Source organism: Pseudaquabacterium inlustre (assembly GCF_038066595.1).
GTDB classification, from domain to species: domain Bacteria; phylum Pseudomonadota; class Gammaproteobacteria; order Burkholderiales; family Burkholderiaceae_C; genus Pseudaquabacterium; species Pseudaquabacterium inlustre.
Window position 1 is genome coordinate 915,068 of record NZ_JBBUTH010000001.1, and the last position, 12,874, is coordinate 927,941.

Consider the following 12,874-nt stretch of genomic DNA (forward strand, 5'->3'; position numbering starts at 1 on the left):
ACCAATTCCCACTAAACCCCACTTTAACTCAGAAAGACCAGCCGATCGAGTGGCGGAGCTGAAAAAATTCAGTGAAATCAATGGGTTACAGGCGTTTGTGGAAGTGGCTGTCAGGAAAAAATCATTTCAAAATAGGGACTTGCGGAGGCTTGTGAAAGCAGTGTGTGAACAGTGGGTGGGGGTGGGTGGGGGCTGCCGCACGGGCTCGACGGGGGCAACCCCCTGTTCGGGCGTGTGAATTGTCACATTCCGGGGTAGGTGGACTGCGGCGGTCGGGTGGTGCTTGGCTGCCGCCTGGGTGGCGGTGCGCTGCGGGGAAATGGCCCCATGGTTCGGAGCAGCCCGCCGGGCTCGAACAGGCTGCCGACATACGGCTTGGCTCGGGACGCATGGCCGCCGATGGCATGGCCGTCGCATGGCTGTGCTCTGGCAGCCTTCGTGCCCTGCCGTGTTCTTCACGTGAGTCTTGACCGGGGGGGCTTCGCCTTGGAATAGCCCGTGGCATATCCGGCTGGCTATGTTCGAGCCCGCCGGGCGGGCGAGGCGCCCGTCTCGATGCGCTTCAAGCGCGAGGTGACGTCGGAAAGTTTGGAAGGCGCTTTCTTTGCCTACTTTCTTTTCGCGAAAAGAAAGTAGGTCGCCCGCCGGGGCGAAACCCCGGCGGGCTGAAAGGAACCATGGGTAACCGCCCGCAAACGGCGCCTCAGGCCGCCAAGGCCTCGCTCAATGGCTGACGCGCCCGCCAAGCCCACTTGCTGCCCAGGCGCAGCGCCTCCAGCGTGGTGGCACTCGCATCGGCGAAGTAGAGCGCCTCATCCAGCCCCAGGCGCTCGAACAACCGCCGCTGGCGCAGCGACCGGGTGCGCAGATCGCCCTCACCCGCCGCGCCGCGCTGGCCGTACAGCGCCACGGCCTGCTGCAGCGCGCCGGCGGCGGCGGCACTCACCGCCGGGATGGCGCGCGGCGCCGACAGCCGCACCTGCTGGATGAAGGGGTTGCGGCCCACCACCAGGCCCCAGGGGCGCTGGCCGTCCAGCGGGTCCACGCACAGGCCCTCCAGCTTGGTCAGACCGAAGGCGCGGGCCAGCGCCAGGCGCGCGGCCAGCCAGGGGTCGCTCTGGCGCACCTGGGCAATGCCCCAGGCGGCCTCGGCGTCGCTGCCGGGCACCGGCAGCACCAGCGACTGCAGCAGCGTGGCCGCGTGCGCATCCTGTTGGGCCGCGGCGGCATGCAGCCAGGCGATGGCCTGCTCGGTGCCGGCCAGGCCGGCCGATTCGCGCAGCATCAGCGCGCCCAGCTTGCGCTGCGCCTCGGCCTGGCCACGGGCGGCGGCCTTCTCGAGGAAGAAGCGCGCCATCTGCGGATTGGCCACCGACAGGCTGTGGTCGGCATGCAGGCGGTACAGGTGCAGCCAGGCGGCGTCGCAGCCGGCGTCGGCCGCGCGCAGCAGGAACGCCGCGCCCTTGCGCATGTTCTGCTGGCCGTCGAAGACCTCGGCCGACAGGCCGGGCGTGGGCAGGCCGCTCAGGCCACGGCCCAACGTGTAGGCAGCCTCGCGGTCGCCCTGGGCGGCGCAGCTTTCCAGCGCGTCGCGGATGGCCTGGGCGTCCACGCCCCGCAGCTCGCGGCCCTGGCCCTCGGCCAGCTGCACGGCGGCGGCAATGTCGCGCGGCAGCGCCGCCTCGGGCGCGGCATCGAAGGCCAGCGCCGCGTTCAGGGCATCGGCCAGGGCCTGCAGGTCGCCCTGCTCGCGCGCCTGGGCCACGGCCTGGGCGGCCACGGCCGCGCCGTCCACCTCGCCCGCGGCGTCCAGCGCCTGCAGCACCGCGCGCAGGGCCTGCGCCGGTGGGGCTGCATCCAGCGCGTTCAGCGCCGGCTGCGCCGCCGCAGCCGCCGGCGTGGCGCTGGCCGCGGCCTGCTGCAGCCAGTGCCGTGCCTCGGCCAGGCCGTCGCGCCGCGCCAACTGCCAGGCGGCGGCGCGCAGCTGCGCGGTGGCGCTGCCGGCCGCGGCGGCGCGCTGCAGGGCGGCGTGCTGGCCCTGGGCCAGCAGCTCGTGCAGCGGCAGGCACTCGGCCAGCACGCGGGCGGCGGCCGCGGGGTCGGTGGCGGCGGCCTGGCGCAGATGGTCGATGCCGGCCGCCACGTGGCGGGTGAAGCCGTCCACGCCCAGCAGGTAGCGGCGGCCGACCTCGCAGCGCGCCCGCAGATCGCCCTGTCGGGCCTGGGCCAGCAGCTGAATGTCCTGACGTCGCATCGCCTGTCCTCGCATGTGGTGGGGCCGCCACGCCCGGGCCGGATGGCGGCCTGCGCCGATGGCAGCGGGGGCCCGTTTGGGCATGCGGGGATGATGGAAACCAGGCCCTGTCGACAGACGAACATGCAGATGACGATCCTGTCATCCGCCGGTCAGGCGCACGCCATGCGGGGCCGAGCCGGGCCACCATGACAAAAGGGGCCGCACCCCTCACGGGATGCGGCCCCTTCGGCCATGCGCACCGCACGCGCCAGGCCCGAACGCCCGGCACATGCGGCCACGCGCGGTCATCAGAACATGTGACGCACGCCCACGCCGTAGCCGGTCGACTTGGCGCCGGTGGCATCGCCCAGGCCGCCCACGCTCATGGCCGAGGCGCCCTTGTTCTTCAGCGAACCGGTCTGTGCGTACACGGCGGTGCGCTTGCTCAGGTTGTACAGGTACTCCAGGCCCCACAGCGTCGCGTCGCTGTTGTTGAAGGCGGCGGTGCCACCTTCGGCGTTGCCCTTGCCGTACGAGGCCCGGAACTCGCCCTGGCCCAGCGGCACGCTGGTGCTCAGTTCGTAGGTCGTGTACTTCAGCGCGCCGTACTTGCTCTGGTTGTACAGGGCGTAGACCTTGGCCACGCCGAAGTTGTACGAACCGCCCAGGTTGGTGGTCTTCAGCTTGTCGCTGGTGAACACGTCGATCTGGCTGTACGAGAACGCCACGTCCACCGGGCCGGCGGCGTAGCCGAACAGGCCGCCCTTGTAGCCGTTGCCGGCCACGCCTTCAGGCGCGCCCACCTGCACCTGGCCATAGAAGCCGCCCAGGTCCTTCGGCAGGAAGTAGCTGACCGCGTTGTTCACGCGCAGGGCCGAGGCGGCACCCATCGTGGTGGCGGTGCTCGACTTGTCGAACGGGCTCTTGTTGGCGTACAGGTTGGCACCGTTGCCGAAGCCGTTGGCGCCGAAGGCGTCGAACTTGCCCGACACGTTGAAGTTCACCGTGTAGTCGCGGCCCAGGCGCACTTCACCGAAGCCACCCGACAGGCTCAGCGTCGAGCGACGGTTGAAGAAACCGGTGGTCGAGGCGTTGCTGCTGTTGTAGCCGGTGCCGCCGCCGGCGCCGCCGGTGTCACCGCTCACGCCGGCTTCCAGCCAGAAACCGGCCAGCAGGCCGCCGCCCAGGTCTTCGGTGCCACGGAAGCCGATGCGGCTGGTGTTCAGGCCGGCGGTGTCCATCGACTTGGTGGTGGTGCTGCCGTTCTTCACCGAGTTCACGCTCAGGTCCATCAGACCGAAGACCGTGAGGGTGGACTGGGCGTTGGCCGAGGCAGCGGCGGTGGCGAGCACGGCCAGGGCGATGGCGTGCGGAACGAGCTTCTTCATGATCTTCCTTCGCAGGGGGTTTCGAACATGTCCATGGCGTCAGCCTTGTCCATGGCTTGAACGGGACATGCAGCAGCTTAGGAAGTGCGGCCACCCGGCCGCATGCGTGGTGACGGAACCGGCCACCCCATGCCAGCACAGGGGGGGCGAAATGGCGCCGGCCTGTGTCGCGCCGGCCTCAATCCCGCCGGGCCGCCCCAAGGGATGGAGGGCCCCCTCGGGGGGCCGGAGCACAGCGACGTGGGGGCACCATCTCAGCCGGCCGGATGCGCTGTGCCGGGCGGCGCCGGAAACACCAGCGTGAACACCGTGGGCTCGCCGGCCTGGCTGCTCACCTCGACGCTGCCGCCGTGCAGTTCCATGATCGAGCGCACGATGGCCAGGCCGAGACCAGCCCCCTCGGACGACTGGCAGCGCGAGGCGTCGATGCGGAACATGCGCTCGAAGATGCGCTGATGGAACTGCGGCGGGATCGGCTCGCCCTCGTTGGCCACCGCGATGCGCGCGGCACCGACCGCGCGGGTGGCGATGGTCAGCGTCACCGTGCTGCCCGGGCGCGCATGGCGCAGCGCGTTGTTCAGCACATTGGCCACCGCGCGCGCCAGCAGCGTGCGGTCGGCCCACAGGCGCTGCGGCTGCGGGCCCTCGCCGGGCCATTCGTGAACCGGCACCTGCACGGCCAGCGCCAGGCCACGGTCTTCGGCCAGCGGCTCGAAGTAGTCGCGCAGGCGCTCGGCGAGCTCGCCGGCGTCGATCCACTCGGCCTGCAGCACGGCCTCGCCCTCGTCGGCGCGGGCCAGGAACAGCAGGCTCTCGGTCAGGCGCACCAGGCGCTCGCAGTCCTCCACCGCCGACTCGATCACCGCCCGGTACTCCGACGCCGAGCGCGGGCGCGACAGCGCCACCTGCGCCTCGCCCAGCAGGTTGTTCAGCGGCGTGCGCAGGTCGTGCGCCAGGTCGGACGAGAACTGCGTCAGCCGCGTGATCGAGTCGGCCAGGCGGTCGAGCATGCGGTTCAGCGCCTCGGCGGCGCCACGCAGCTCGGTGGGCAGCGCCGCCACGTCCAGGCGCTCGCCCAGGTCCTTGCCGCCGATGCGCGCGGCCGTGTCGCCCAGCTGCTGGGCGGCCACCACGATGCGCCGCGCCAGCCAGGTGCCGGCCAGCGCCGACACCACGGCCGACACCGCCAGCAGCGCGGCGATCACCTGGGCGCTGTCGATCACCAGCTCGCGCGCGATGCCGGTGTCCATGGCCATCACCGCCCAGCCGTCGGGGCGCGGATGGCCGCCACCCAGCGACCACACGCGCGCCATCGCCACCAGGTAGCGCGAGCCGTCGGCCGCACGCACCTCGCGCGACAGCGGCCCCCAGCGCTCGCGCAGCGCGCGCACGGCATGCGGGTCCAGCCGCGGCGGCAGCGCCTCGTCGGGCACGGTGGCGCCGGGCAGCTCGGCCGCGCGCAGCGGAAAGCCGGGCGTGGCAGCCACTGGGCGGCGCTGCTCGTCCACCACCGCGACATGCAGGCTGCCCACCTGGGTGCCGATGCGCTCGGTCAGCGCGGCGGCCACCAGCGGCAGGTCGCCGCGCGACTCGATCAGCTCGCGCTGCACCAGGGCCAGGTTGCCCAGCATCACCGCATCGGCGATGTCCAGCAGGTCCTGCTTGGACAGGCGCAGCATCAGCCAGGTGCTGCAGGCCACCAGCAGCACCGAGATGGCCATCACCGACAGGCCGATCTGCAGCGTCATCGAGCCGCGCAGCATGCCGCGGCACTGCGCCGGCGCATGGCACAGCGCGGTCCAGGCTTTCATCGGGGCCCCTCGCCTGGCCCGCTCACGCCTCGCGCGCCTCGAACACGTAGCCCACGCCGCGCAGCGTGTGGATCAGCCTGGGCTCGAAGCCCTCGTCGATCTTGGCGCGCAGGCGGCGCACGGCCACGTCCACCACGTTGGTGTCGCTGTCGAAGTTCATGTCCCACACATGCTCGGCGATCAGCGTGCGCGACAGGGCCACGCCCTCGTGGCGCACGAAGTAGTCGAGCAGCGCGAACTCCTTGGCGGTGAGCTCGATGCGCTGGCCGGCGCGGCTGACGCGGCGGCGCACGAAGTCGATCTCGCAATCGGCCACGCGCACCACGGTGGCCGGCTGCTTGTTGGCGCCGCGCCGCAGCACGGTGTGGATGCGCGCCAGCAGCTCGGAGAAGGCGAAAGGCTTGACCAGGTAGTCGTCGGCGCCGAGTTCCAGGCCGCGCACGCGGTCGGGCACAGTGTCGCGCGCACTGAGCATGAACACCGGCGTGTCGCGCTGGGTGCGCAGGCGGCGCAGCAGTTCCAGGCCGTCCAGGCCCGGCAGCATCACGTCCAGCAGCACCAGGTCGTACTGGCCTTCCAGCGCCAGGTGCAGGCCGTCGGTGCCGTTGTCGGCCACATCGACGATGAAGCCGTGCTCCCCCAGGCCCTTGCGGACATAGGCGGCGGTCTTGGCTTCGTCCTCGACGATCAGGATGCGCATGGCGGGGCGGGATGATAGCCGCGCCCCGCGGCAGCCTTCAGTTGCTCTGCTTGATGAGCCGGCCGGACGCTTGTTGAATCGGCCGCGCGTTCATCGGGTACATCTTGGTGAACACCGCCAGCTGCTCGGTGGACAGCGTCACCGGCTGCTGCATCACCATCCACAGCACGCCCTCGCTGCACGGCGGCGTGGTCAGCGAGCCCATGTAGGTGTAGTAGCGGCGGTCGGCGGGCAGCAGGTGGTTCATGTCCATCTGCACGCGGGCGCCCTGCTCCTGGCCTTTTTCCAGCGGCAGGTTGTTCCACACGCTCTGCACCAGCGGGTGAGCGCTGCCGCGGTCCAGCAGCACGGCCACCACGGCCAGCCGGCCCTCGGGGTCCTTGTGCACCAGGTGCGCCACCATGTCGAACTGGCGGCCGTTGATGCGCTCTTCCGACGGCCGGTGGAAGTGGAACTGCACCAGGTCGAAGCGGCGCCCGCCCACCTCGATGGCATTGCCGCCCTGCAGGTTGACCTGGATGGTGTGGCCGTTGTCGATGACGCCGAAGCCGGTGGCACGGTAGTCGAACTGGATCGGCTCCAGGTCCACCTTCACGCCGCCGCGGATGTCGATCGGGCTTTGCCGCGTGCCGCTGGAACACTTGGCGAACTCGGGCTTCAGCTGCCCCCATTGCTCAGGGCCGCCGTCGCCGCCGTAGCTCCAGTGCGCGGCATGGGGATCGGCCTTGTGGCCGGCCGCCGCCTTCTCGGTGCGCAGCTTCTTGATCACCTTGCCGGCCTCGCCGCCGTGCAGTTCCTCGCCCGACTTGGCCACCACGCGCATGACGTAGGGGCTGGGCGCATCCGGCGCCTTGGCGGCACCGAGTTTTTGCGCCAGCTTGTCGCGCAGCGTGTCCATGGGGTCGGCACCGGACGGTGGCGGCGGCGCCGCCTTGCCGTGGCCCGCCGCGGCAGGCGCCGCATGCGCCCCACCCTTGGCCGGCTCGGCATGGGCATCGGCCGCCGCGGGCTTGGCGGCCGGTTTGGCCGCCGGCTTGGCCGCCGGTGCGGCGCCGTGGCCGTCGCCATGTGCATCGGCCGCCCGGGCCAGCGGCTGGGCCAGCAGCAGACCGGCCGCAGCCAGGGCCGCCAGCGTGGGGCGAAGAATCGACAGGGATGCGGCAACAGCAGTCATGGCGCGGGCCTCGGCACGGTGAATGCGGGCCGCGCCGCCCCGGCAGGGGTGGCGGTCGGACCCGTCCCTCAGGCCTATCGGCCGCGCTGCTGAAAACTTGAGCAGACACCGCCCCCGGCGCCGCCCGTGCCGTGCGTCAGGTCCGCAGGCGCCGCACCAGGCCCCAGGCCACCAGGCCCACCGACATCAGCGCCAGCGAGGCCAACGCCAGCCCGGCGGTGGAGTGCATCACCAGCGGCGCGATCACCCCGGCCACCAGGCCGTTGGCCGCGCTGCCCACACAGGCCTGCAGCGACGAGGCCATGCCGCGCCGGTCGGGCGCCAGGTCCAGCACCATCAGCGTGACCACCGGCACCATCAGCGACCAGCCGAAGGAGTACAGCGCCACCGGAAACAGCGCCCAGGACGGGTGCGCGGTGAAGGCCAGGTTCAGCACCACGTTGGCCAGCGAGGTGGCCAGCATCACCGTGAAGCCCCAGCGGATCTGCTGCGCCGGGCGGATGCGCCCGGCCAGCCGGCCCGACAGGAAGGCGCCGCCCATGATGCCGCTGATCGACAGGATGAAGAACCACGCGAACTGCGTAGGCGCCAGCTTCAGGTGCGTGCCCAGCCACTCCGGCGCCGACAGCACGTACAGGAACATGCCGTTGAACGGCACACCGCTGGCGAAGACCAGCAGCACGAAACGCGGGTTGCGCAGCAGCTGCGCATAGCCGGCCAGCAGCGGCCGCGCCGCGAACGGCTGGCGCTGGCTGACATGCAGGGTTTCGGGCAGCAGGCGGCCGTTCAGCGCCATCAGCAGCGCGCCGATGGCGGCCAGCGCCCAGAAGATCGCGTGCCAGCCGGCATGCACGAACAGCCAGCCGCCCAGCACCGGCGCGATGGCCGGCGCCACGCCGAAGAAGATCGTCACCTGCGACATCAGGCGCTGCGCCTCGTCGGGCGGGCACATGTCGCGGATGATGGCGCGCGACACCACCACGCCGGCGCCGGCCGACATGCCCTGCAGCGTGCGGCAGGCCACCAGCATGGCGATCGATTCACTCAGCGCGCAGCCCACCGAGGCCAGCGTGAACACCGCCAGCCCCCACATCACCACCGGCCGGCGGCCGAAGCTGTCGGACAGCGCGCCGTGGAACAGGTTCATCACCGCGAAGCCGAACAGGTAGCCCGACAGCGTCTGCTGCATCTGCGCTGGCGTGGCGCCCAGCGAGGCCGCGATGCCCGAGAAGGCCGGCAGGTAGGTGTCGATCGAGAACGGGCCCAGCGTGCCCAGCGAGGCCATCAGCATGGCCAGCGCCCAGCGCGGATGGCGCCACAGTCGTGAAGCTTCGGGATTCATCAGCGCCTGAAAAATAAAGTGTGAAGCGCGCCGATAGGCCGGATTCTGTGCGCCGCGCCCCGGTTGCCCGGTGCGCGGCGTGACCGCCATTCCTCTGGGCCGGGGGTCGCCCACCCGGCTCGGTGCCACCTACCCGCCAGCTCCGCGGAGCCACATCGACGCTGGCCTATTTGGTGTTGCTGCGCGCAGAGATTGCCCGTTTCACCCGGCGCGGTTGCCCGTGCCGACTCGTCTCTGTTGCTCTGATCCTCACCTCGCGGTGGAGAGCCGTTAGCTCCTGCGCTGTCCTGTGCAGTCCGGACCTTCCTCCAGGGCCGCCTTTCGGCGATTGCCCCAGCGGCGGTCTGGCGCGCTTCACCATGCGATTATCGGGGCTGTCGCACCGACACCCTTTCGCTGCACAGGAGAAACCCGCCGCCATGAAAGCCGCCAACATCCTCGAGACCATCGGCCGCACCCCGCACGTGCGCATCAACCGCCTGTTCGGCGCCGGTGCCAACGTCTGGGTCAAGAGCGAGCGGGGCAACCCCGGCGGCTCGATCAAGGACCGCATCGCGCTGGCGATGATCGAGGACGCCGAGGCCTCCGGTGCCCTGAAGCCCGGCGGCGTGATCGTCGAGCCGACCAGTGGCAACACCGGCATCGGCCTGGCCATGGTGGCCGCCGTCAAGGGCTACAAGCTGATTCTGGTGATGCCCGACAGCATGAGCATCGAGCGCCGCCGCCTGATGCTGGCCTATGGCGCCAGCTTCGACCTCACGCCGCGCGAGAAGGGCATGAAGGGCGCCATCGCCCGCGCCCAGGAGATCGTGGCCAGCACGCCCGGCGCCTGGATGCCGCAGCAGTTCGAGAACCCGGCCAACATCGCCGTGCACGTCAAGACCACCGCCGAGGAGATCGCCGCCGACTTCCCCGAGGGCCTGGACGCGCTGATCACCGGCGTGGGCACCGGCGGCCACCTGAGCGGCTGCGCCCAGGTGCTGAAGGCCCGATGGCCCGGCCTGAAGGTATTTGCCGTGGAGCCGGCGCAAAGCCCGGTGATCTCGGGCGGCGCGCCCAGCCCGCACCCGATCCAGGGCATCGGCGCCGGCTTCATCCCGGCCAACCTGAAGACCGACCTGCTCGACGGCGTGATCCAGGTCGACGCCGAGGCGGCCCGCGAGATGGCCCGCCGCAGCGCCCGCGAGGAAGGCATGCTGGTGGGCATCTCCAGCGGCGCCACGCTGGCCGCCATCGCCCAGAAGCTGCCCGAACTGGGCGCCGGCGCCCGCGTGCTGGGCTTCAACTACGACACCGGCGAGCGGTATCTGTCGGTGGACGGTTTCCTTCCCGCCGCTTGATCTTTGAGGCGGGTCAGGCGACCTGCTTCCAAGCGAGCGTTTCACCGCCACGCAGCGGCTTGAGCGTGGCGTCGCCGAACGGCACGCCCTCGGGCAGCGTGAACGGCTGCTTCTCCAGCGTCACGGTGCCGGTGTTTTCGGCCAAGCCATAGAACGCCGGGCCGTGGCGGCTGGCAAAGCCTTCCAGCTTGTCCAGCGCGCCGGCGGCCTCGAAGGCCTCGGCATACAGCTCCAGCGCGCTCAGCGCCGTGAAGCAGCCAGCGCCGCAGACGCTGGCCTCCTTCATCTGGCTGGCATGTGGCGCGCTATCGGTGCCCAGGAAGAAGCGGTCCGAGCCTGAGGTGGCCGCCGCCACCAGGGCCTGGCGGTGGATCTCGCGCTTCAACACCGGCAGGCAGTAGTAGTGCGGCCGCAAGCCGCCCTGGAAGATGGCGTTGCGGTTGTAGAGCAGGTGGTGGGCGGTGATGGTGGCGGCGGTGTGGGCGCCGGCACCGGCCACGTACTCGGCCGCTTCCTTGGTGGTGATGTGCTCGAACACCACCTTCAGTTCGGGAAAGTCGGCGCGCAGCGGGCGCATCACGCGGTCGATGAACACCGCCTCGCGGTCGAACAGGTCGATCTGGGCATCCGTCACCTCGCCGTGCACCAGCAGCAGCAGGCCGGCCTTCTGCATGGCTTCCAGCACCGGGTAGACCTTGCGGATGTCGGTCACGCCGGCATCGCTGTTGGTGGTGGCACCGGCCGGGTACAGCTTGCAGGCCACCACGCCGGCCTCCTTGGCGCGAGCGATCTCGTCCACCGCCAAGTTGTCGGTGAGGTACAGCGTCATCAGCGGCTCGAAATCGGCGCCGGGTTGGCCGGCGGCCGGGCGTGCGGCCAGGATGCGCTCGCGGTAGGCCTGGGCGGCGGCGGCCGTGGTGATCGGCGGCCGCAGGTTGGGCATGATGATCGCGCGGCCGAACTGGCGCGCGGTGTAGGGCACCACGGCGGCCATGGCGGCGCCGTCGCGCACGTGCAGATGCCAGTCGTCGGGGCGGATGAGGGTGAGGCGCTGGGTCATAGGACGCGATTGTCCCATTGCGCCCTATTGCTTCAGGAAGTCCCAGAGCGCCTGGGCGGCGGCCTTGGGATGGCGCGAGAGTTCCGGCCGCTCGCGGTAGGCGCGGATCTCCATCGTCAGCTCGCCCACGCCCGGCGGCGACGCCGGCACCAGACGACCGGCCTTGAGCTCCTGGCGCACCAGGCTGGACGGCAGGAAGGCCAGACCATGGCCGGCCAGCGCCATGGCCTTCAGGCCCTCGGCCATGTCGGTCTCGTAGGTGGTCTCTAGCGGCGGCGGCACGGCCATCTGGCGGATGATCTGGTCGACCATGTGGCTCATGTAGGCACCGGCGGCATAGGCCAGCAGCGGCACCGCCGGCCCGCCGGCGGCCAGGCGGAACATCGGGTGGCCGTTGGCATCGGCCTTGGCATAGGCGGCCAGCGTCTCGTGGCCCAGCGACAGCATCTCGTAGCGGTCGGGGCTGAGCTGCAGCGGCAGCGACGCGTGGTGGAAGGCGATCAGCAGGTCGCAGCCGCCCTCGGTCAGGCGCAGCATCGCGTCATGCACGTTCAGCGCGTTCAGCCGCGATTTCAGCTGCGGAAAGCGCTCGCGCAGCCCCATCAGCCACTGCGGGAAGAAGGTGAACGCCAGCGTGTGCGGCACGGCGAACTCGATCACGTCCTGCCCGCTGGCGCGGTGCGCACGCATCAGGTTGCGCGCCGACTGCAGCGCCGACAGGATCTCCAGCGACTGGGCGTGCAGCGTCTCGCCGGCCGGCGTCAGCCGCGTGGGGTAGCTGGAGCGGTCGACCAGATCCACGCCAGCCCAGGCCTCCAGCGCCTGGATGCGCCGCGAGAACGCCGGCTGCGTGACATGGCGCAGCTGGGCCGAACGCGAGAAGCTGCGCGTCTCGGCCAGGCTGACGAAGTCTTCGAGCCACTTGGTCTCCACGCGAACCAGTGTAGCGGCGGGGCGATCGTTGCACGCTGACGGTCAAACCGCACCAAGGTGGCATCCAGGCAGGGTGGCGCCCCCCTGAACAGAGGGCAGCCATTCATCGCACCGCAAGGGCGGGTTCGATACATTTGATGCATCGCGCGGTTGGGCTGAGAGGCCTGTTTCCACTTTCCAACTTTGCCGTGCAAGCAGGAACGTTTCATGATGCAAAAAGCTCGGACATTGTTTGCCGTAGGCCTGCTTGGCTGCTTGGCGCCGCTGGTTGCTAGTGCCAGTCTCGTCTCGTTTGACTTTAGCGACAGCAGTTGGAGCAGCTGGACTTGCCCCAGCGGGACCGGGATTTGCCAGTCACCGCTAAACGGTATCTCGATTGAGGGTGCGGTGATTGACGGAGGGTCATTAATACCCGAGCAACAGAGCTCACAGTCCACAGTCACGATCCATATTGATACGACGAAATGGTTTTTCAATACGCTGCGCATCAAGTCTTTCAGTGGCGATTCAGTTCCAATCACGATCACGGGCGATCGCGGCAGCAGTATTCAACCTTTCAATTACGGCGGTGACTATCTCAATAGTGCAGATCCCGACGTCAAGGCCAATGGGTTCAAGGTTCAATATATTGCCTGCACGGCCCCGTGCAACCCAGATGTTCTTACTAAGCGGCCGGACGAATATATTTCTGACATCCAATTTTCGTTGAATCCCGCCGATGGCTTCGACGGCTTGACTATTGGCCTGATACCCTCTAGTACTGGGGGAAGTGTGCCCGAACCCGCCGGTTACGCTTTGGTTGCAACGGCACTCATTGCTGCCAGTGCCGCGAGGCGTCGTCGCTCAAGCTGAACTGCGCTCGCTGGCCGGACACTCCGGATAAGCATGGT

Annotated in this window: 10 protein-coding genes and 1 other RNA gene; 2 read left to right on the top strand and 9 right to left on the bottom strand. The window is 69.8% G+C overall.

What is annotated here, in order from left to right; genetic code table 11:
* Positions 1 to 703 precede the first annotated feature (703 nt).
* The 7 genes from AACH10_RS03915 to rnpB all read right to left on the bottom strand — a co-directional run bounded on the left by AACH10_RS03915 (position 704) and on the right by rnpB (position 9,007).
* Positions 704 to 2,254 (bottom strand): SEL1-like repeat protein, encoded by a 1,551-nt coding sequence (locus AACH10_RS03915; protein WP_341409047.1) that lies wholly within the window; start codon positions 2,252 to 2,254, stop codon positions 704 to 706.
* Between the two features lie 290 nt (positions 2,255 to 2,544).
* Entirely contained in the window at positions 2,545 to 3,624 is a 1,080-nt protein-coding gene (locus tag AACH10_RS03920) for a porin (RefSeq protein ID WP_341409048.1), read from the bottom strand.
* A 254-nt stretch (positions 3,625 to 3,878) separates the two neighbouring features.
* A complete protein-coding gene (locus AACH10_RS03925; RefSeq protein WP_341409049.1) occupies positions 3,879 to 5,435 on the bottom strand; it encodes a heavy metal sensor histidine kinase in 1,557 nt (518 codons plus the stop codon).
* A 22-nt stretch (positions 5,436 to 5,457) separates the two neighbouring features.
* Positions 5,458 to 6,135 carry a heavy metal response regulator transcription factor gene (locus AACH10_RS03930; protein WP_341409050.1) on the bottom strand — a complete coding sequence of 226 codons (678 nt, stop codon included), beginning with the start codon at positions 6,133 to 6,135 and terminating at the stop codon, positions 5,458 to 5,460.
* A 37-nt stretch (positions 6,136 to 6,172) separates the two neighbouring features.
* A complete protein-coding gene (locus AACH10_RS03935) occupies positions 6,173 to 7,309 on the bottom strand; it encodes a carbonic anhydrase (protein ID WP_341409051.1) in 1,137 nt (378 codons plus the stop codon).
* A gap of 136 nt (positions 7,310 to 7,445) precedes the next feature.
* The gene (locus tag AACH10_RS03940; protein ID WP_341409052.1) at positions 7,446 to 8,651 is read right to left on the bottom strand and encodes a multidrug effflux MFS transporter; all 1,206 of its coding nucleotides are present in this window, start codon (positions 8,649 to 8,651) and stop codon (positions 7,446 to 7,448) included.
* An 18-nt stretch (positions 8,652 to 8,669) separates the two neighbouring features.
* Positions 8,670 to 9,007, bottom strand: an RNA gene (gene rnpB / locus AACH10_RS03945) — RNase P RNA component class A.
* A 63-nt stretch (positions 9,008 to 9,070) separates the two neighbouring features.
* On the opposite strand from rnpB, the gene cysK reads away from it, so the two are divergent.
* Complete coding sequence (gene cysK / locus AACH10_RS03950) at positions 9,071 to 9,991, top strand: cysteine synthase A (RefSeq protein ID WP_341409053.1); 921 nt, start codon at positions 9,071 to 9,073, stop codon at positions 9,989 to 9,991.
* A 13-nt stretch (positions 9,992 to 10,004) separates the two neighbouring features.
* Here the strand turns inward: cysK and pyrC are convergent, their stop codons facing one another.
* Both pyrC and AACH10_RS03960 read right to left on the bottom strand, forming a co-directional pair.
* A complete protein-coding gene (gene pyrC, locus AACH10_RS03955; RefSeq protein ID WP_341409054.1) occupies positions 10,005 to 11,051 on the bottom strand; it encodes a dihydroorotase in 1,047 nt (348 codons plus the stop codon).
* A 24-nt stretch (positions 11,052 to 11,075) separates the two neighbouring features.
* Positions 11,076 to 11,984 carry a LysR substrate-binding domain-containing protein gene (locus AACH10_RS03960; protein WP_341409055.1) on the bottom strand — a complete coding sequence of 303 codons (909 nt, stop codon included), beginning with the start codon at positions 11,982 to 11,984 and terminating at the stop codon, positions 11,076 to 11,078.
* A gap of 207 nt (positions 11,985 to 12,191) precedes the next feature.
* Here AACH10_RS03960 and AACH10_RS03965 point away from each other — a divergent pair, with 207 nt between their 5' ends.
* Positions 12,192 to 12,836 (top strand): PEP-CTERM sorting domain-containing protein, encoded by a 645-nt coding sequence (locus tag AACH10_RS03965; protein WP_341409056.1) that lies wholly within the window; start codon positions 12,192 to 12,194, stop codon positions 12,834 to 12,836.
* The last annotated feature ends 38 nt before the right edge of the window (positions 12,837 to 12,874 follow it).

Bases quoted from the DNA above. Each gene is read 5' to 3' on its own strand.
- AACH10_RS03925 (WP_341409049.1), bottom strand. From the start codon at position 5,435: ATGAAAGCCTGGACCGCGCTGTGCCATGCGCCGGCGCAGTGCCGCGGC.
- AACH10_RS03965 (WP_341409056.1), top strand. From the start codon at position 12,192: ATGATGCAAAAAGCTCGGACATTGTTTGCCGTAGGCCTGCTTGGCTGC.
- cysK (WP_341409053.1), top strand. From the start codon at position 9,071: ATGAAAGCCGCCAACATCCTCGAGACCATCGGCCGCACCCCGCACGTG.
- AACH10_RS03935 (WP_341409051.1), bottom strand. From the start codon at position 7,309: ATGACTGCTGTTGCCGCATCCCTGTCGATTCTTCGCCCCACGCTGGCG.
- pyrC (WP_341409054.1), bottom strand. From the start codon at position 11,051: ATGACCCAGCGCCTCACCCTCATCCGCCCCGACGACTGGCATCTGCAC.
- AACH10_RS03940 (WP_341409052.1), bottom strand. From the start codon at position 8,651: ATGAATCCCGAAGCTTCACGACTGTGGCGCCATCCGCGCTGGGCGCTG.
- AACH10_RS03930 (WP_341409050.1), bottom strand. From the start codon at position 6,135: ATGCGCATCCTGATCGTCGAGGACGAAGCCAAGACCGCCGCCTATGTC.
- AACH10_RS03915 (WP_341409047.1), bottom strand. From the start codon at position 2,254: ATGCGACGTCAGGACATTCAGCTGCTGGCCCAGGCCCGACAGGGCGAT.
- AACH10_RS03920 (WP_341409048.1), bottom strand. From the start codon at position 3,624: ATGAAGAAGCTCGTTCCGCACGCCATCGCCCTGGCCGTGCTCGCCACC.